This window comes from Alcanivorax sp. IL2 (genome assembly GCF_047495475.1).
Classification (GTDB): domain Bacteria; phylum Pseudomonadota; class Gammaproteobacteria; order Pseudomonadales; family Alcanivoracaceae; genus Alcanivorax.
The window spans coordinates 1641714-1660852 of record NZ_CP179932.1 but is presented as its reverse complement, the minus strand read 5'-3'; the positions used below and the strand labels follow the sequence as shown (position 1 = coordinate 1660852).

At 57.6% G+C, this 19139-nt stretch carries 13 protein-coding genes; 1 reads left to right on the top strand and 12 read right to left on the bottom strand.

All coding sequences use genetic code 11. The features are described 5' to 3' along the window. Nucleotides 1-166: 166 nt before the first annotated feature. The 7 genes from ACMG4N_RS07775 to ACMG4N_RS07745 all read right to left on the bottom strand — a co-directional run bounded on the left by ACMG4N_RS07775 (nt 167) and on the right by ACMG4N_RS07745 (nt 8402). Nucleotides 167-706 (bottom strand): FMN-binding protein, encoded by a 540-nt coding sequence (locus ACMG4N_RS07775; RefSeq protein ID WP_414433247.1) that lies wholly within the window; start codon nt 704-706, stop codon nt 167-169. Continuing rightward, on the bottom strand, nt 706-2349 hold the full coding sequence (locus ACMG4N_RS07770) for a lipoprotein insertase outer membrane protein LolB (RefSeq protein ID WP_414433246.1): 1644 nt from the start codon (nt 2347-2349) through the stop codon (nt 706-708). The genes ACMG4N_RS07775 and ACMG4N_RS07770 overlap by 1 nt, the downstream gene beginning before the upstream one ends. Nucleotides 2350-2494: 145 nt before the next feature. Further along, complete coding sequence (locus ACMG4N_RS07765; RefSeq protein ID WP_414433245.1) at nt 2495-4162, bottom strand: class I adenylate-forming enzyme family protein; 1668 nt, start codon at nt 4160-4162, stop codon at nt 2495-2497. After that, a complete protein-coding gene (locus ACMG4N_RS07760) occupies nt 4149-5066 on the bottom strand; it encodes an oxygenase MpaB family protein (protein WP_414433244.1) in 918 nt (305 codons plus the stop codon). Before ACMG4N_RS07760 ends, ACMG4N_RS07765 begins: the two co-directional genes overlap by 14 nt. A 132-nt stretch (nt 5067-5198) precedes the next feature. After that, complete coding sequence (locus ACMG4N_RS07755; protein WP_035246402.1) at nt 5199-5825, bottom strand: TetR/AcrR family transcriptional regulator; 627 nt, start codon at nt 5823-5825, stop codon at nt 5199-5201. Between the two features lie 103 nt (nt 5826-5928). Next, complete coding sequence (locus tag ACMG4N_RS07750; RefSeq protein WP_414433243.1) at nt 5929-7053, bottom strand: acyl-CoA dehydrogenase family protein; 1125 nt, start codon at nt 7051-7053, stop codon at nt 5929-5931. Nucleotides 7054-7199: 146 nt separating this feature from the next. After that, nucleotides 7200-8402, bottom strand: coding sequence for an acyl-CoA dehydrogenase family protein (locus ACMG4N_RS07745; protein WP_414430153.1), 1203 nt, complete (start codon nt 8400-8402; stop codon nt 7200-7202). Nucleotides 8403-8582: 180 nt separating this feature from the next. Here ACMG4N_RS07745 and ylqF point away from each other — a divergent pair, with 180 nt between their 5' ends. Continuing rightward, on the top strand, nt 8583-9527 hold the full coding sequence (ylqF, locus tag ACMG4N_RS07740; protein ID WP_414433242.1) for a ribosome biogenesis GTPase YlqF: 945 nt from the start codon (nt 8583-8585) through the stop codon (nt 9525-9527). A 140-nt stretch (nt 9528-9667) separates the two neighbouring features. On the opposite strand, the gene ACMG4N_RS07735 is transcribed toward ylqF, so the two are convergent. The 5 genes from ACMG4N_RS07735 to hsdR all read right to left on the bottom strand — a co-directional run bounded on the left by ACMG4N_RS07735 (nt 9668) and on the right by hsdR (nt 19066). After that, nucleotides 9668-10999: a hypothetical protein gene (locus ACMG4N_RS07735; protein ID WP_414433241.1), complete on the bottom strand. Its 1332-nt coding sequence runs from the start codon at nt 10997-10999 to the stop codon at nt 9668-9670. Between the two features lie 130 nt (nt 11000-11129). Next, on the bottom strand, nt 11130-12626 hold the full coding sequence (locus tag ACMG4N_RS07730) for a restriction endonuclease subunit S (RefSeq protein WP_414433240.1): 1497 nt from the start codon (nt 12624-12626) through the stop codon (nt 11130-11132). After that, a complete protein-coding gene (locus ACMG4N_RS07725; RefSeq protein WP_414433239.1) occupies nt 12626-14308 on the bottom strand; it encodes an N-6 DNA methylase in 1683 nt (560 codons plus the stop codon). The genes ACMG4N_RS07730 and ACMG4N_RS07725 overlap by 1 nt, the downstream gene beginning before the upstream one ends. A gap of 27 nt (nt 14309-14335) precedes the next feature. Beyond that, nucleotides 14336-15412 carry a Fic family protein gene (locus ACMG4N_RS07720; RefSeq protein WP_414433238.1) on the bottom strand — a complete coding sequence of 359 codons (1077 nt, stop codon included), beginning with the start codon at nt 15410-15412 and terminating at the stop codon, nt 14336-14338. 117 nt (nt 15413-15529) lie between these two features. Continuing rightward, complete coding sequence (hsdR, locus tag ACMG4N_RS07715; protein ID WP_414433237.1) at nt 15530-19066, bottom strand: type I restriction-modification system endonuclease; 3537 nt, start codon at nt 19064-19066, stop codon at nt 15530-15532. Nucleotides 19067-19139 lie beyond the last annotated feature (73 nt).

Genomic DNA, 19139 nt, shown 5'->3' with positions numbered 1-19139 from the left:
GCAGCGACAATGGTTCGATAGTGGTGGCTTGGCGGGGTTCTGGCAACTGTCCATCGCCCCATGGGAAAACCCTGTTTTACCACAGAGGGCACAGAGTTCACTGAGGAAAAGATTTTTCTCGGTGCCCTCTGTGCCTTCTGTGGTGAAAATTGATTTCGGGCAGGCCTTAATTCAAGACGTTGCCATTGTTTTCCATCACTGCCTGGTGCAACACCAGCGCCATGGCCGCTACCCGGCTGGTGGCATCCACGGACAGGGTGGCGCCGGTGATGCCATCCACCTGGCCGGACAGGGTATCGTCATGATTGAGCGTCATGCCTCGATACTGACGACGAAAAAACGCTTGGTGCACTTCACCACCACGGGGTTCCCGGTAGACCAGGATCTCCAGACCCACGATCCCCTCTGGCCCCACGGCTACACCCACGGTCATGGGCATGTCCTTGCTTTTTTCGTCGATGATCCAGGCGCTGGTTGTATCGGTATGCCAGTAGCGCAGACGCAGGCCCCGATAGGGGTGGCCCAACACCGTTGTCACCCGCTCGCGCAGTTCGCCACGCAAGGGCAGCAAGCCCGCTTGCGGCTCCTGGTCAGCAAACACCTGCTGCAGAAAATCCGGCTGACTGAGATGACGGATCTGCACCTCATAGGCCGGCAGCGCTGCCGCCAGCCCGAGCATCAGCAGCAGTGCGATGACTCTTGGCATCAGTTAACCAACCGCTCCTTATCCAGCAGCGCCTCGATCAGGAACTGGTTATAGCCCCCCACCCGTTCGCCTTCGAGCCGTGCATTGGCTTCATGGTACAGCGGGTTACGCTCCAGGCTCTTGGGCAGCATCCACTGGGTGACCTTGGCGCCGCTCATGATCCAGGTGTTGTTGAACTTCTGCCACCAGCCGTATTTCATTTCAAATTCATCCCGAATGCGCGGCGGCAGATTGGCGGCGGTGACCTGCTCCTGCACCCACAACGGGAAGATCATCCAGATGGAGCGCGGGTCGAACAGGTCTTCCTTCAGGCGGATACCGTTTTCAGCCACGGTAAGCTGGGGGCTGGCCCACATGGCGCGGTTGTATGCCATAAAGGCATTCCAGTCTTTCGGCAGGGCCTGTTCCGGCACACCGAACAGCATGGCAAACAGCTTGGTTTCCTCGTAGAACTGATCCTTCTCTTTCTGAGTCAGCTCTCCTTCCATCTTCTCGTACATATAGGCCAGGGTTTCCCACAGGGTGGCATGCACCCAGATCATCGCGGCCACTTCGTTGGCCCGGTATTCACTGCCCCGTTTGAAGGCACCGGAATCCATCGGCACCTCGCCTTCGATTTCCTCGTGGATATCACGCACCTGATTGGCCGAGGTCATCACCTGGGGCATGCTGCCGAACACCATGGTGCCCACATGCTGGAAGGTACGACGGGCGCGGCCCAGTGGATCATCGCGCACTACCGAATGCTCATCGATGCTGGCAGTGACCCAGGGGTGGGCCAGCTGCAACAGCAGCGCCCGGCCCGCGCCGAAAGCCCCCGGCATGCACGCCCGCGACAATTTCCACATCATGGAATCCGGCCCGTACAAACCCACCCGGGAGTCCGGGATCTTGCCGTGGACCTTCACCAGTTGCCGGCAGAATGCCGCTTCGTCCACCCAGCGGGGAATCGGCGGACTACCGTCGCTGGGTACCAGTTGTCTCACTGCATCCTGTCCGGCGTTATTTTCCGGTGGCGACTCAAGCTCACTAGCCGACACATTCTGCCCACAGGGGCTGGTCAGATAAGCGGTTTCCGCGCGCACCATATCCAGGGTGAAGGAACCCGGCTCACTCTTGAACTTCACTTGCGACGGCAGCAGGTAATTCTGCACCGCCATGTATTCCTTGTAGTCGATATCCCAACCGGCTTCCTCGATGCGGTCTACCCGGTCCAGGTCTTCCTGGTACACCACCGCATCGGCGGTGGCCGGCAGACCCCGCAACCAGTAGGACAGATTGCCGGCACGGATATGCGCCTGCAGATGCTCCGCCACGTTCATGGCCTCAGCCCCGCCGATTACATCCACGGTTTCACTGTCCGGCTCATAGACGTTGCCGTGAATGATGACTTTGGGTTCGCCCACCGGCTCGTCCATAAGAATGGACAGGGCGTACTCCTCGCCGATCTGCCGGAAGGCAAAATGGCTTTTGCTGACGGTGCTGTCCGCCCGCAGCACAAAGCGCCCTTCCACTTCCCACTCGCGCATGTTTTCCGCCGATTCCGGCACGAAGTGGGATGCCTTGAACGCCGAGCATCCCTGCAGAACCAGCAGCATGCCCAGCAGGATCACCTTGCTATGTTGTAGCGTTATTTTTGTCATGGTCGTGACCCTTTATCGTTATTGGTATGGGTAAAAAATATCGCCAGCCTTTCCCGTAGGGTGCACTGAGCCTAAGGCGAACTGCACCACAAAGGCCGTGGATCGGTGCAGTTCGCCTTAGGCTCAGTGCACCCTACGTTTCAAGCTAAGCGGTTTGTCGTAATGCTTTCTTGTCGATCTTGCCCACGGAGGTGAGCGGAATGGCATCCAGGAAGAACACTTCCTTGGGCACTTTGTACGGCGACATGTTTTCCCGACAGAAACTGTCCAGCTCTGCCTTCAGGTCGGTCTCGCTCTTGTCGCAGTCCGCGCTGCGCTCCACATAAAGCTGCACGATTTCATTGCCGGGGCGGTTGCTGTCCGGGCGGCCGACCACGGCGCACATGCCCACCCAGGGCAGGCTCTGCACCTTGCCTTCCACTTCCACGGAAAACACCTTGTAGCCACCGACAATCAGCATGTCCTTGCTGCGATCGCAGACACGGACAAAACCGTCTTCATCCATGACGCCGATATCCCCGGTGTGCATCCAGCGCTTACCGCCGATCTCCTGCAGGGCTTTTTCCGTAGCCTCGGGCATGGCCAGATAGCCCTGCATCACCTGGGGGCCGGCGGCGATGATTTCGCCGGGTTCCCCCAACGGCACTGACTCGCCAGTGTCCACATCCACAATGCGCACCTCCGTGCCCGGCAGGGGAATACCCACATGGCCTTCCTTGAAGTGGGAGGCCGGGTTCAGGGTGATCACCGGGCTGGTTTCGGTCATGCCGTAGACTTCGCAGAACTTGTTCTTGCCGATCACACTTTCCAGCCGTTGCACTTCTTCCTTGGCAAAGGGCGCCGCGCCGGAAATGGCCATACGCAGGCCGCTGAAATCTAGTCCCTTGAAGGTCTCGTTAGCGCACAGCATCTGATACAACGCCGGTACTGCCGCCAGTACCGTGGGCGTTCGCGCTGTCATTTCGGCAACGAAGTGATCGATATCACGGGGATCAGGAATCAACAGAAAGGTTGAGGCGGTACGCAGGGCGTTGAACACCACCGCCGCGCCGCCGATATGAAACAGCGGAAACGCAGAGGCCACGGTTTCCTCGCCGGTGCGATAGTCGTAAAACACATTAGCCTGCAGGTTGTTCATGAACAGGTTGCGCGAGGTCAGCCTGGCGCCCTTGGGCAGACCGGTGGTGCCGCCGGTGTACTGCAGGTACAGCACTGCATCCATATCCACGTGCGTGTTCACCGGCTCGGCGGTGTCCGGCAAGTGATCGTGCAGGGACATCACCTGCACACCTTCGTGAGTCTCTTCCAGGGCCTCGCCCTGCCCGGTCATCAGGTCCATGGGGCCGGAGACGATCACTGTGCTCAGGGTGTCCACCTTGCCCAGCACCGGCGGCATCGAGGTCTGCCAGAACGGCATCAGCGTGAGCAGGATTTTCACCTGGGCATCATTGGCCTGGTGGGTAATTTCCGGCGCCGTCATCAGCGGGGAAATGCTGGTGCTCACCATGCCCAGCCGGGCCGCCGCGATAAAGGCCACCACGTACTGTGGCGTGTTGGGCATCTGCAGGCCCAGCACATCGCCGGCCCTTGCACCCTGGGCAGCAAACAGCGCGGCCATGCGGTCGGCCAGGTGGTCCAGTTGCCGGTAGGTGATCGCCTTGCCCAGAAACACCAGGGCTTCCCGGTCAGGAAACTGTTGCGCGTAGTCGCGTACGTAATCGGACAGATTTTTTTCGGGCAACGCCGGCAACGTATGCCAGTCGTAGCCCAGGGATTCATAGGTGGACAGCCAGGGGCGGTTATCCGATGTCATAGTGGGCACCTTCGGGGATATTGTTGATGTTATAGGCCTCGGGGTGACGCTCGGCATCGCGCCAGGCGTTACGGGCCAGCGGGATCAGCCGCTGCTTTTTCGGTGTCAGTGCATGCAGCACGCGGTAGACGCCACACCAGGCGCGGAACAGGCGCTGGTCATTCCTGCTCCAGGGGATTTGGAATTTTTCCCGGAACTGATGCGGCAAGGTGGCGCGCAGGTTGAAACGCATGAAGCGCCCCATAACAATCAGGATCAGGCGCCAGGCCGTATCGGGAATGCGGCTGCCCGGCGGCTTGGGAATTTCCAGATAATGTTCCGGGCGCATCAGGTCCTGAACCACCTCGCCCCACTCCAAGCGGTCGCGGATGATGCCGTGGAAATAGGCCCAGTAGTCACTTTCCGTGGCAGGCAGGTCTTGGTCGCGAATGCCCATCATCTTGCCCAGCTGCCGCCACTCCACAAACATGGCGCGGCGCTGTTCGGCAGTGGGCGACTTGCCCAGCATTTCATGCATACGGATGGTGGCGTCGTAACCGGTGATGTGGACCCAGCTATAGGCTTCCGGGTCCAGGGCGAAGTACTTGTTGCCGTGCTTGTCCACGCCCTTGATGCTGCGGTGCAGGTCACGCAGCTTGATGCCCATCTCGATGGCTTTCTGCGGGCGCGCATAGACGATGGGCCAGAGCAGTTCCGTGGACCGTTTGGCGCGTCCCCAGGGGTCGGTCTTGTAGACCGAGTGCTCGCCCACCCCGGCATCGATGATCGGGTGCGCCACCTGCAACACGAAGGCTTGGGGCAGCATCAGATGAAACCGCCAGGAGCCGAAGTCCTGCCAGGTGTAGGAATCCGGGCCCAAGGGCTGAGGGATATCGCGCGGTGTGTCAGTGGCCGTTTGTGTCATGGCAAATCCTGTCGATGCATACTCTATTGAGACAAATATTAAAATACGTCTCAATTGATCACACAGACAAGCGCATCACACAGTTTTCGCGTTTCTGTTTAGCGCGTTTTGGTCAAGGTAAGGAACATAATGTCAGGGGGTCAGCAGCGGGCGCAGATAGTCATTGGCCCACTGGCGCACACCGGCCTCGTTGGCCGGGTTCATCACGCCGTCCGGCGACAGCACCATGGACTGGGTCAGGCGCAGCATCAGCTCGGCCAGGGCCTCGGACGATTGCTTGCGAATGGCGCCCTTCTCCTGCTCCTGGTCCAGCATGCTGGCCATGTACATCCGGAAGAACCCCATCATCTGCCACAGGCGCTGGGTAAGAATCGGCAGGATGGTTTCTGGCTCGGAGGTAAGTAATCGCTGCAACAGGGGATGGTGATGGGCGCGGGTCACCGCCAGCACAAAGGATTCCAGCACCCGTTCCACACCGTTGTCGATCTGTGCCAGTTCCGCTTCGATCCTGGCCAGCTGTTGCTGACACTCACGCAAGATCACCACCTGGATCAACTGGTCCTTGTCGGCAAACCGGCGGTAGGCCGTGGCCCGGCCGATACCGGCCTTGCCGGCCACATCTTCCATGGTGGTGCGGCGCAGGCCGAATTCCACAAACAGGGCCAGACCCGCATCGAGGATTTTCTCGTAGGTCTTGTCGCCTTCCGGCACCTGCAGGTTTTTCAGCAGGGTTTTCGACGCGGCCGCGTTACGTGACATTCAGACTCCCAGTGTGTGCCCGATGGTTTCCATGGCTTATACCGCATGGTCACAGTGGTCGGCAAATCCGATCCCGGACTCGCCCACCCGCAACAGGACGACCTTACGCTGACCGGGCCATGGCCATCAGGTGCACATCCGCATTGCCGAACAGGCCATCCACACCGGTCACCCGCTTCACATAATGGCCCACGCCCAGCTCATCGGTCATGCCCATGCCACCGTGAATCTGGATCGCTTCCTGGGCAATCTTGCGCCCGGCCCGGCCCAGTTGTGCTTTCATGGCATGCACGGCCTTGGCCGCATCGTCGTGGCCTTCTACGGTTTTCAGGGTGGCGTCCAGCAATAGCGAGCGGGTCTGTTCCATGGCGATAAACATGTCCGCCATGCGGAACTGCAGCACCTGGAACTTGCCGATGGGCACGCCGAATTGCTGGCGGGTCTTGCTGTATTCCACGGTCTCGTTGAGCAACACGGACAAACTGCCCACGGACTCCGCCGACAGGGCCAGCAGGCCGTCATTGAGCACATCCCGGGCGATGGCATAACCGCCGTTCAGTTCACCAATGCGGGCAGCTTCAGGCAACGTGACCTGATGGAAACGGATCTCTGCACCCTGACGACCATCCACGGTACGGTGCGGCACCCGCTCCACGCCTTCGGCGTTGGCATCCACCAGAAACAGGCTCAGGCCATCCTGTTCACCGGGCTCATCCCCGGTGCGTGCCAGCACCACCAGCTGATCCGCCTGGTCACCGTTCATTACGCAGCACTTGGTACCATTCAGCACCACCTCACTGCCTTTCACTTCCGCGGCCATGGCGGTGTTTTCCAGGGTGAACACCCGCTCGTACTCTTCCGCGGCAAAGGCCACCTGCAGCTTGCCTTCCAGCAAGGCAGGAATGGTTTGCGCCTGCTGGGCCGCGCTGGCATGGCGCAGAAACCCGCCGCCCAACACCACCGTGGCAATATAGGGCGCCATGATCAGGCCCTCGCCCAGGGCTTCCAGCAGTACCATGGTTTCCAGCTGGCCCATGCCCAGGCCGCCATGCTCTTCCTCGAACGGCACCGCCAGCCAGCCCAGATCGGCAAACTGCTGCCAGGTGGCCGCATCCAGTGGCATCAGCTTTTTATTTTGGCGATGTTTTTCCACATCACTGTTGTCGCGCACAAACCGCTTGGCGCTGTCCGCCAGCATTTGCTGTTCTTCACTCAACTGAAAATTCATCGTTGTTCTCCATTCCCGGGCGACTACCGGCTTTCACCGCTCAAGCCTTCACCATGCACAGCATGGTTTCCCACAAAAACCTGACACCGCCGAGAGCCCCTGTGGGAAGTCATGCTTGCATGACGAATCCCGGCCCTCGGTAACCCTCAAAGCCCCAACACCGCCTTGGCAATAATCCCGCGCTGCACTTCATTGGAGCCGCCATAAATAGAACAGGCCCGCGAGTTCAGATAATGGGGCATGGCAGTGAGTGCATACTCCGGCCCGATCACCGGCTGTTCCTCGCCGGGCACCAGGGCCTGGGGCTGCCAGATCACGCTCTGGCTACCCAGGGTTTCGATACGCAGCTCGGTGACTTTCTGCAGCAATTCGGTGCCAAGGATCTTGGTCATGGACGACAGGGCCCCCGGGTCCTTGCCGGCGGACAGGGCGGACTTGATGCGCATCTCGGTGAATTCCAGCGCCAGCACATCCGCTTCCAGCGCCGCAAACTTGTACTGCCACACCGGGTCCTGGTTCAGCGGGCCAAAGGCGGTCTGCTGCTTCTCGGCCATCAGGCGGATCTTTTCCAGCATCACGTTCAGGCCCGGGGCATATTCCTGGCCGCCGCGCTCGAAGGTGAGCAGGTACTTGGCCACGGTCCAGCCATCGTTTTCTTCGCCCACCCGGTTCTTCTGCGGCACGCGCACATTGTCGAAGAACACCTGGCACTGCTCCGGCACTTCATCCAGGCCAACAATGGGCTCGATGGTGATGCCCGGCAGGTCCATGTCCAGCAGCAGGAAGGTAATGCCCTGCTGGGGTTTGCCATCGCGATTGGTGCGTACCAGCGCGAACATCTTGTTGGCGTAGTGGGCATAGGTGGTCCATATCTTGGTACCGTTGAGGATGTAGTCGTCGCCATCCTTCTCGGCAAAGGTCTTCAGGGAGGCCAGATCGGAGCCGGAGCCCGGCTCGGAATAGCCCTGGCACCAGAAGTGCTCACCGTTCAGAATCTTCGGCAGGTATTCCTGCTGCTGCTCCTCGGTGCCGCAGCCGATCAGGCAGGGGCCGCACATGTGCAGGCCCATGGGCACCAGCGGCGGCGTCTCGGCACGGACCAGCTCCTCCGCAAAGATGGCCCGCTGGGTCACGCTCCAGCCGGTGCCGCCGAATTCCTTCGGCCAGTGCGGCGCTGCCCAGCCCTTGTCGTTGAGAATGCGCTGCCAGGCCATGGCTTCCTTCACCGGCGCAAACACCGAGGTCACCATCCTGCCCGCTTCCCGAATTTCCGGGGTCAGGCTCTCCTCCAGAAAGGTGCGTACCTCATCCCGAAACGCCTTCTCCTGCTCCGGCACCCGCAGATCCATACCCTACTCCGCTGTTATCAGACTCAGTGGACCCAGTGTACGGGAGACAAAATGAGACACTAATGACGATTCGTATCACGCCCCTGGCGCAAAGCGTCAAAGCCCACTCCCCCTCAAGCTCCCACGAACCAACTCAGCTATACTGCCCCGATATTCCATGCAGACAGGCAACACCCGCTTATGAGCATCAACTGGTTCCCCGGCCACATGAACAAAGCCACCCGCGAGATCCGCGAGATCCTGCCCAAGGTGGATCTGATCATCGAAATCGTCGACGCCCGCCTGCCCTACAGCAGCTCCAACCCGGTGATCGAGAATTTCCGTGCCGACAAGCCCTGTCTGAAACTGCTCAGCAAAAGCGACCTGGCCGACCCGGCCATCACCCAGCAGTGGCTTGAGCACCTGCAAAAAGACCCTACCGTCCGCGCCCTGGCCATCACCACCCACCAGCCGGAACCGATGCGCAAACTGGCGGATATCTGCCAGCAGATGGTCCACAAAAAGCGGGACCGGGCCACCACCATCACCGCCCTGATCACCGGCATTCCCAACGTGGGCAAATCCACCTTCATCAACACCCTGGCCGGCCGCCAGGTGGCCCGGGCCGGCAACGAACCGGCAGTGACCCAGCGCCAGCAGCGCATCGAACTGGGCGGCGGCCTGATTCTCATCGACTCCCCCGGCATCCTCTGGCCGAAAATCGAAAACCGTAACAGCGGCTACCGCCTGGCCCTCTCCGGCGCCATCAAGGCCACCGCCATGCAGGAAGACGACGTGGCCCTGTTCGCCGCCGAATACTTCATGCAAGCCTACCCGCAACAAATGAAAGAACGCTTCAAACGCGACGACCTGCCCGAAGAAGGCGTGCCCTTCCTGGAAACCATCGGCAAGCAGCGCGGCTGCCTGGGCAGTGGCGGCCACGTGGACTTCGACCGCGCCGCCACCCTGCTGATCAGCGAATACCGCGGCGGCAGACTCGGCCAGCTCACCCTGGAAACCCCGGCCATGGCGGAGAAAGAGCATGTGAAGGTGGCGGAGATTCGTAGGCTGAAAGAGGAAGAGAAGGAGGCGAAGAAGAAGGCCAGGAAGGCGGCGTATAAGGCGAAGGGGGATCAGGGAAAGTAACACATCCTTTTTTAGTCAGTGCCTTTGCCCTGGCGGACTCCGTAGCAGCCCCTCGGCCTGAATGGCAAGCCCGGCAACTAGGCTACTCAGCACATGCTGGAAATCCTATAATGGCAGAGTGAATCGCCACCATTTCGATATCACTCAACCACCCCAACCCTGGATTTGAATGCAGCGAGTTCTCCGCCTTCCATTAGCAGGCCGATCCCTTCTTCAGCCATTTCAAACCACTTATTCTCAAACTCGTTCTCATTGTTCACCGCTGAGAACGCTGTTTTCATACAGCGACGAAGGATGATTGGGTGCCAGTCATTTGGACCTCGCTCGACTTCCCAGTCCTTGACAGTTGTCATTCTATTCACCAGCTCGTGGAATTCAGCGCTTTCATAAAACCGCTTTTTTCTGCCCCACGCGCGATCAACATCCAGAATCACGGCGAAGCTGCCTGCCTCTCCAACAGGCTCTACACCATGATCCCAACCATTAAAGTAATAACCCGCGAAGAAGCTAGGACGCGCCGGTTTCAGCCAGTTGACACCATAACGGCCTTCTACAAAGCCGGGGCGGTTCGTTCCTCTCAGGTAACATTGTTCCGTTGTGTCGCCAGTTTCCAGCCCACCGACCAGCCATTCCCAGTCTTTATCCAGAGCCTTTTTGTGAATGGTATCGAGAAAAGCGAACAGATCTGCGGAAGGATAAGGTAGAGATTTCGCCACTTCCGCCAGATTGGCGGTCGCAACTGCCATATTGCTCTGACGATTACCTCGACCGCTCATACCGAGGAGAACCTTACCCTCTTCTGATATCTCGCTTTCCACATTGACGGCAAGCCCATGCTGACTGCCAGGACTTTCAATCCTGATGGTCGTTCTCTGGATCGTTTCTGTTTTGATGATGGGAGCAGAAAACCAGATCAACGAGGCAGGGGCATCGTCTTGCTGATAGGGGCATACTTCAAGCACCCGGATAGAAAAGTCCGTTGTACTGCTTTGGCTTACTGAGGCCACCCATGTCGCCAATCCCTCTGGCGCCCGGTCACAGGCAATAATGTAATGCAACTGACCATACTGAAGCTGACGGCGGATCTTTGCCGTCAGAGATGATAAATATTCGCTTTTCGGAAAAACCTCACGGACAAGCTGATCAAGGGTCTCTGCGGAAGAATTCGGACCTCGCAGCATCCGGACCTGCTTATCCTCATCCAAGGTGGTAACCGTAGCGCCATAATCAATGATTTGCGAAATCACTTTCCTATCTTGAAGCTCTGGATTGCCGAACCTTTTGACCTCGACGACCCCTACATCCCCCGTATCTGTGAGGAACATAATGTCAGGATACTTCTGTGTACCCGTGATCGCTCTAGCACTTGCCTGGCGAACAATGTGTACATTTCGATAAAAAATGCCTGCATCGTCCAGACATAGTAGATCAGGGTTGGCAACTAACGTGGCTTCCAGCGCACTTTCCTTCATGCCAATATCCTGAAGATTCCTTCGACACCAAGTCAATGGTGGCAGCCCCTCTCGGGTCTGAATCAGTTTTTCTCGCATTACTTCCCTCGTCCTTGAAATTGTTTTCTTAATTCATGCTTATCCCTGGCCTTCATTTCGCCTTCTTTCTCCCCCGCTTCACCGGTTTGGCCGCTGCGCGTTCTGCTTTAATCTTTTCCAGCAGAGCTTCGGCGCTTTTTTCGCCGCTGATCAGGCCCGGGTTGTCCTTGCGCCATTGTTCGGTGAGTTCGCCACGGAAAGCCTTGGCGAGGATGGATTGGGCGAGGTTATTGACCCGCTCCAGGGCGTTGTTGACCTGGGTTTCGATGGTTTCGGCGTAGGCGAAGAGTTGGTCTACGCGGTGGACTATTTCGGTTTGTTCCTGCTTAGGAGGCACAGGAATTGCGTAATCCCTACATATTTCAAGTGTCAAATTAAACTGACCAGCAGTCGCCTTTGCCTTTGATTTTGTTTCTTCCAAAAGTAGGTGATCTCTTAAACATAAAGAAAGATAACCAGATGAAACACCACAAACCGGCCTAAATATACTGATGGCTTGGTTCAAATTCCATTCTGGATAAGTATCAGGAAGAATAGACACCTTCCCCAAAGGGGGGCCGACTATATTCATCAGAACATCGCCAGGGTATGCCCTAGAGCGCTTCAATAATGTTTTGTGGGTTTCCTCTGAAACAAAAGTAGGCTCTATAGAAAAGTCCAAATAGCCATTGAATGTGAGATTGTAAACTTTCACAAATGGAACCTTGTCGGATTCACTCATTAGCCCTTTTTTTGGGGTTGTTCCCTTGGTAATAAGGTCACAAATTTCTTCTGCTCTATACCAACCCCAAGTCGATGAAATACTATATGGAGCTTCCTTTTCTTCGAATCTATGAATATCTAAATACTTCTTATCATGAAGATTGAAATAGCTCTCTCTCTCCATTTTTATTTCTCTCTCAGTAACGGCCTCGCACTGATGAAATGACCTCCACTCCTCCGTCAACTTCCCGCTCACGGCGGCGGCGAGGACGGATTGGCGGAAGCGTTTGAGGATTTTCGGGATGCGTTCAAGGCGGGCTTTGGTGCTTTCCACCTGGGCCAGCAGGGTGTCGAGTTTTTCGGCGATGGCTTTTTGTTCGGCTAGGGGCGGGAGAGGAAGTATAATATTCGACAGCTTCTTCGCATTAACATTTTGCACTGCATTTCCTGCCGACATCGACGCAAGCTGAAGCCAGTAATAGGGTGACTCAAGAAATCGCTTAAGAAATTTTTCGGATAATTTCTCAGATGGTTGAAATCTGATCAGGTATGATGCAAAAACTGACCCTTTTGGGGGATCAGTCAGCAAACTGCTAAAGCCAATGGAGCCAGCACGGGATATCACAATATCTCTATGTTCAAGCTGGTATTTGAGCACATCCTCTGGATCATTTTCACAGAAAGGGACATTTGACCAATTTATCTCCCCTTTCGTTATGTCGGTCGTCCGCAAAAACTTCACTGCACCCTGCAAACTCGATTTAGTCGTATATCCGTATTGAGGTTTACTACAAACTTCGCCTAACTCGGCTCCACACCATGAACCTGGGCAATCAGAGAGATCCATTACTTAACCTCACCCAAAACTTCATTTATAAGAGTCAGAAATTTATCCGCCTCTTCCCCAGCCCCCAACTCCCGCATCAACCCATCCAACTCACCCAACGCCTGCACCAACTCCCCCATAGCCTCCCCCGCCAGCACGCTCGGCTCCGGCAGATTCGCCGCATCCACACTGTCGCTATCTTTCAGCCAGGCAATATCCAGCGAGTCACCTTTGTGGTCGGCGATCCATTCGCGGGAGAAGCAGCGCCAGCGGCTTTTGATGAGTTGTTCGTCGGCGTCCTGGTTTTCTTCGGCTTTTTTTGCATCGGCGCTTAGATCAATTTCTTCGGCGTTGAAGCTGTATTCGCCTTCGGTGCGGTTTTGTGGGTGGAAGGAAGGATGAGCGGCTTGCGCCGCTTCCCCCTCTCCCCGGCCCTCTCCCGCAAGGGGAGAGGGGGAAAACACGGCTTCGAAGGGTTTGAGGTGTTTTTCGCCGAAGGGGGTGCGCTTGCCGAAGCTGGGCATGTTGGTTCTGAGGTCGTAGACCCAGACATTTTCGGTGCAGTTTTCTTCTTGCAGTTTGTCTTTGGCGCTGCCCTTGGTGAAGAACAGGACGTTGGTTTTGACGCCCTGGGCGTAAAAGATGCCGGTGGGCAGGCGCAGGATGGTGTGCAGGTTGCATTTGTTCATCAGGTCGCGGCGCACCTCGGTACCGACGCCAGCTTCGAACAGCACGTTGTCCGGCAGCACCACGGCGGCGCGGCCACCGGGTTTGAGGTTGCGGTAGATGTGCTGCAGGAAGGCGAGCTGCTTGTTGCTGGTCTTGTAGGTGAGGTCATCTCGGGTGATGGAGGCTTCGCCGCCCTTGGCGGTGCCGAAGGGGGGATTGGCGAGGATGATGTCGGCCTTGTCGAGACTCTGACCGACCATACCCAGGGCATTACCCAGGTGAACCACGCCCTCTTTGTCGCCTTCCATGCCGTGGAGCAGGCAGTTCATGAGCGCCAGGCGGCGGGTGGAAGGCACCAGTTCTACGCCGATAAAGGCTTTGTTCTTTTGAAACCTGGCATCCTTGGCGCTGAGATCGAGATAGTCATCGGTCTGGGCGCGCATGTACTGGTCGGCGGCTACCAGGAAGCCGGCGGTGCCGGCGGACGGGTCCTGAATGGTTTCGCCGATTTGCGGGCGGATGCAGCGCACCATGGAATCGATCAGCGCACGCGGAGTGAAGTACTGCCCGGCGCCGGATTTGGTTTCGTTAGCGTTCTTTTCCAGCAGGCCTTCGTAGAGATCGCCGAGGCCATCTTTCTGGGCGCTGAACCAGTCGATCTGGTCCAGGGTCTTGATCATCTGCTCCAGATGGCGCGGTTCGCGCAGGCGGGTCTGGGCGTCGGCGTAAATGGCGCTGATGAGCGGGTCTTCGTGGACCGGCTTGCCGTCGTTGTCCTTGCCGGTGGAAAGGCTGAGCAGGATGCGCTTGTAGTCATTCAGCAGGTTGATGCCGGATTTTTCGTTGAGGTCGGTCCAGCGGCAGCCTTGCGGCAGCGGGTGGTTTTTCAGGGTGCCCGCTTCGGTGTTTTCGTGAACCATTTTGATAAACAGCAGCAACACCAGCTCGGTAACGTAGTCGGAGTAGTTGATGCCGTCGTCGCGGAGGACGTCGCAGAGGTTCCAGAGTTTCTGGACGATATCGTTATTGGTCATGAAGGTGTTTCCGTTATTCCATGGTCGTTATGCGTGCTCGATGAGCAGTTCGCACAGCGGCTGGTTGATGTAGTAGTTGGCGCGACCAATCTTTTCCTTGTGCAGGAAGCCATGGTCGACCAGAAGATCCAGGTAGCGGGTGGCGGTAATGCGGGTAACACCCAGGTCGCTCATTACGAAGTCGATTTTGGTATAGGGGTGATTGAACAGGTTGTTGAGCAGCTCCTGCCGGTAGATCTTGGGCAGCTCTTCACGCATGCGGTGCTTGTAGTGCTGCATGAGCTGCTTGATCTGATTAATCAACTGGATGGTGGTCTGGGAGGTTTGCGCGACGCCTTCCAGCATGTAGAGCAACCAGGGCTCCCAGTTGCCGGTATCCCGCACGGCCTGTAGCTGGGCGTAGTAATCACCCTTGTTGCGGATAATGTAACGGCTGAGATAAAGCACCGGCAGATCCAGCAGCCCCTTGGCTACCAGATAGAGAATATTGAGGATGCGCCCGGTGCGGCCATTGCCATCGTAGAAGGGGTGGATGCTTTCAAACTGGTGGTGAATGACCGCCATTTTCACCAGCTCATCGGCATCACAGCAGGCGTCATCGTTGATGTATTCCACCAGGTTGTTCATGAGTGCATCGATGTCGTTGGCATCCTGGGGCGGGGTATAGACCACGTCCCCGGTCTGGGCATTTTTCAGCTCGGTGCCCGGCAGTTTACGAAAGCCTGCCTTGTTGCGCTCCAGCTGTTGCTGCACGGCGATGATGTCGTGAAGACGCAGCAGCCGTTGGGTACGTGCGACCCGGAAGCCTTCCTGCAGGGCAAAGGCGTAGTCCTGCACTTCCTTGGCGGCGGGGTTGGTGACCGCTTCTGCAAACAGGTTGGCCTTGTAGAGCTCGTCGTGGGTGGTGACGATGTTCTCGATTTCGGAGCTGTCCTTGGCCTCTTGCAGGGTGAGGGTGTTGATCAGGATGGCTTCGTTGGGGATGGTGGCAGCTACCCCTTTGAGTTCGGCCAGATAACGGTGCGCCTCTGCGGTTTTCTTGAGCACGGCGCGAGTTTCAAAGCGCTCGATATCCTCAAGAGGCAGCGGGGTGACGGTGGTCATGGGTGGTGCTCCGTTTCGGCCGTTTTCTATAGGTATCGCGATATCAGGTATAGGAAACCGCAATTTGCTATACATATTCGCATAGTTATATATAGAAAATTCGCTTTTTTATATATATCAGCCTGCATCCTGGGGTGGCCAGATCGCCTCCCCCAGCTCATCCAGCACCGTATCCAGCTGATTTTCCAGTACTTTATCCAGCATTTTGACGCCGCCCTGCTCGCCGAAGCGCTGGTTGACAAAGTCCCGGTCGATGATGACTTCGTGGACCAGTTGCTTGGCCAGACGCTCCAGCCATTTGAGCTGGTTGGGGGCCCAGCTGTGCTGGGCGTAGATGCGGTCCATGGCTTCTGTGACACGCTGCTCGAAGGGCTTGAGAGCTTCGCCCAGAGCGGCGCGGCGGATGTGGCCGACAATGCTGGCGGCGATGTCCTTGTTGGTCTGGTTGCGCACGGCGCTTTGCAGCTTGGCTTCGGTGTAGCCGTTGTTGTCCAGTAGCAGGCGCACTTCCTTGAGTTGCTCGCGGGTGAGGTCGCGGGGCTTGTTGACCACCACGGCCAGGGCGGTGGAATCATTGAGCTGGTGCTTGATGAACTGGTTGAAGCTGTCCAGGTAGTCTTCCGGGCGCTGGTACTTGCCGTAGCTCTGGGTGCGGTCTTTCAGTTCATCGTCGTGATCAGAGATCAGCGGCATGCGTTCGCTGCCGAGCAGCACTTTGACTTCCGCCAACTGGTCGATCAGGCCGCCATGCTGCTGCAGGAAGGCAGCGGCCTGTTTGGGGCCGAGATCGTGCAGCTGTTTGTGGAGAGTTTTCGGCTCCACACCCCACAGCTGCTCCAGTTCGCTGAGCTTGGTTTTGACCTGGGGGTTGGTGTCCGCCTTTTGTCCGGCCTTGCGCAGCACCTGCATGAGTTTTTGGCTGAGCTGGCTGAGCACCACGTCGGCATGGCTTTCGTCCTGCTGTTCCCCGGGGGCGTTAAGGGCCTGCTCCAGGGTATCCGGGTTGGCCAGTTCGTTGACCAGCTGCTCCAGGGTGATGTTCGGGTCTTTCACCAGGGGCTTCATGGTGTTCACGTCATCCAGGGCGGCGTAGATATCCACCGGATCGTAGATGCGGAATACGGTCTTGCCGATGTCGTCGCAGCGGCGGGTGGCGCGGCCGATCATCTGTTCATAGAGGATGCGCGAGCGCACCCGACGCAGGAATACCAGGTTGCAGATAGCGGGTACGTCAATGCCGGTGGTGAGCAGGTCTACCGTAATAGCGATGCTGGGGTAGCGCTCGTTCTTGTACTGGCTGATCAACTGGGACACTTTGTCGCTCTGCCCGGTGATCTTGGCGACGGCGGCCTGGTTGTAAGTGCCGTTGTAGAGCGCTTTAAAGGCATCATCAAGCAGGCGTTTGACCATGTCGGCGTGGCGATCAGTGGCGCAGAAGATCATGGTCTTTTCGTCGCCGAAGGGATCCAGTTCTTTCACCAGTTGTTCGCAGATCACCCGGTTGAAGTTCTCGTTGATGACCTGCTTGTTGAAGGTGTCGACCTCGAAACTCACTTCGTCTTCCAGCTCGGCGGTTTCCACGGCGCCGCTCCGGGTGTTGATGACGGACACTTTTGTACCCTTGTCGAACTTGATGCCTTCTTGGGTGAGCTGGGTTTCATAGCGAATGGGCGGCTCGTGGTCGATAAGCCAGTCGTCGGCTACGGCTTCCCGGTAGGAATAGGTGTAGACCGGTTTGCCAAAAATGTCGCTGGTGTGTTTGGCCGGGGTGGCGGTGAGGCCGACTTTGACGGCATCAAAGTAATCCAGCACCCGGCGGTAGCTGGACAGATACTGGCTGGCATCGCGGGTGGCCAGTTCGCCCTCGGTCATTTCCTGGTCCAGGGTGTACCCCCGGTGGGCTTCGTCGACGATGATGCAATCATAGGCATCCACCGGCGGCGGCGTGTCGCTCATGAACACGCGTTTGACCATGGCCTGCACGGTGGCCACTTGCACACGAGTTTCCGCTTCAGCAGCCATGTCGCCCAGCTCGGCCACGTTATAGATTTTGGACAGTGTCTGGTTCTGTTCCAGGGGGGCTTCATTGAAGGCATCAATGGCCTGCTGGCCTAGCGCTGAGCGATCCACCAGAAAGAGAATGCGCTTGAAACGTTCCGCTTTCAGGAAGCGATACATCAAGCCAATAACGGTGCGGGTTTTACCGGTGCCGGTGGCCATGGCCAGCAGAGCCCGTCGGATGTCCCGTGACAGGGCGTCTTCCACCGCATGGATAGCTTTTACCTGGTAGTCGCGCAGTTTCAGGTAGCCGAAGGGTTCGCTTTGCAGCGCCTGCTCGGCTTTTTCCTTGCTGCGTTTGAGCTGATCCAGCAGGCCTCCCGGGGTGTGGAATTTGGGTAGTGCGCGCTTGGTGTTGCTGGGTGCGCGGACATCCCGAAACCAGGTGCCGGACTGCTCTGCCAGCTGCGGCACATAGGGGCGACCATTACAGGAATAGACAAAGGGCACGTTGTAGTGCGCGTCATTATCATCGGGCCAAGCGATGGTACGCCCTGCCAGCTCGAAGGCGGGCACTAACGGTGCCGCAATCTGAAAGCCCTTACTGTAACGTTCTGCCTGGCGGATCTTGCCCGCCACATTGGTGTTTTCCTTTTTTGCTTCGACCACGGCGATGGGGGTAAGGCCTGCGAACAGCACATAGTCAGCGCGGCCTTTCTTGCCCCCATAGGTGGTGGGCCATTCTGCGATGGCCCGGTTATGGCCTTTCTCCGGTCGGGCACCTTTCTGGTAGGTGAGTTCTTCGCTGTCGGCTTCCCAGCCTTCTTCCTGTAGCTGGTTATCGATGAGTACGCGGGTCAGGGCTTCATCCAGCACGATTTCCTTGCTGGCGGCCTGGGTCTGGGTGGCCACGTACTGCATCTGGCTGGAGGCCGCTTTCTCGCCCTGCTCTTTCAACTGCTGCTGCAGGGTCTGGATGGTTTTTTCGTAATCTTGCTGTTGCTGCTTTAGCGCGGCTTCATGGTCTTCTGCCTGTTTGGCCAGAGCGCGAGACTCTTCATCCATTGCCAGCGCCAAGGCTTCATATTCCGCTTTTTCTTTTTCAATCAAGTCATTGAGCTGCTGACTGGAATCCAGGCTGACGTTGGCTTCCTGCAGCTCATGCTGGAGTTTTTCGATTTCTACCTGTAGTTGACGCTGCTGGGTACTGGGGTCTTCGGGGGGCGTGAAGGGGCCTGGTTTGAAACCGGCTCCCGCCTTGCCGAAAGCACGGTGGAACCAGATGGCCAAGGCGCGGGCCACTTTCAGTCCATCCATGGCTTCGCGGTGCTGGGTGCGGAACTGGTGGGTGGCCTTGTTACCCTCGATACGCAGGGTGTGGAACAACTCTCGTACCACCGGCTCGAAGCGCAGCTCGCGATTCAAGCGATAGAGCAGGTCCGCCTGGGAGGTCTGTTCATCAAAGTCGACACCGGCACGTGCTGCAAGGTGCTGGGTGATTGCTTCGGCAAACTGCCGTAGTTTGATCAAGGTGGTATTTGGGTCGCTGGCAAAGGCCCGCTCCGCCGACGCTGCTAGCTCGACAAAAAGCGGGTCGTGCTCCAGCAGGAAGTCGAAATTGCTCGAGGTGGTTTCCTGTTTCAATGTTTTCCCCACATCCTTTCAGGTGCCGACGATACCCATGCGATATCAGCCACCCTCCTGGCAGCCTGAAGTTTATTCATATTTG

Bases quoted from the DNA above. Each gene is read 5' to 3' on its own strand.
- ACMG4N_RS07775 (WP_414433247.1), bottom strand. From the start codon at position 706: ATGCCAAGAGTCATCGCACTGCTGCTGATGCTCGGGCTGGCGGCAGCG.
- ACMG4N_RS07770 (WP_414433246.1), bottom strand. From the start codon at position 2,349: ATGACAAAAATAACGCTACAACATAGCAAGGTGATCCTGCTGGGCATG.
- ACMG4N_RS07765 (WP_414433245.1), bottom strand. From the start codon at position 4,162: ATGACATCGGATAACCGCCCCTGGCTGTCCACCTATGAATCCCTGGGC.
- ACMG4N_RS07760 (WP_414433244.1), bottom strand. From the start codon at position 5,066: ATGACACAAACGGCCACTGACACACCGCGCGATATCCCTCAGCCCTTG.
- ACMG4N_RS07755 (WP_035246402.1), bottom strand. From the start codon at position 5,825: ATGTCACGTAACGCGGCCGCGTCGAAAACCCTGCTGAAAAACCTGCAG.
- ACMG4N_RS07750 (WP_414433243.1), bottom strand. From the start codon at position 7,053: ATGAATTTTCAGTTGAGTGAAGAACAGCAAATGCTGGCGGACAGCGCC.
- ACMG4N_RS07745 (WP_414430153.1), bottom strand. From the start codon at position 8,402: ATGGATCTGCGGGTGCCGGAGCAGGAGAAGGCGTTTCGGGATGAGGTA.
- ylqF (WP_414433242.1), top strand. From the start codon at position 8,583: ATGAGCATCAACTGGTTCCCCGGCCACATGAACAAAGCCACCCGCGAG.
- ACMG4N_RS07735 (WP_414433241.1), bottom strand. From the start codon at position 10,999: ATGAAGGAAAGTGCGCTGGAAGCCACGTTAGTTGCCAACCCTGATCTA.
- ACMG4N_RS07730 (WP_414433240.1), bottom strand. From the start codon at position 12,626: ATGGATCTCTCTGATTGCCCAGGTTCATGGTGTGGAGCCGAGTTAGGC.
- ACMG4N_RS07725 (WP_414433239.1), bottom strand. From the start codon at position 14,308: ATGACCAATAACGATATCGTCCAGAAACTCTGGAACCTCTGCGACGTC.
- ACMG4N_RS07720 (WP_414433238.1), bottom strand. From the start codon at position 15,412: ATGACCACCGTCACCCCGCTGCCTCTTGAGGATATCGAGCGCTTTGAA.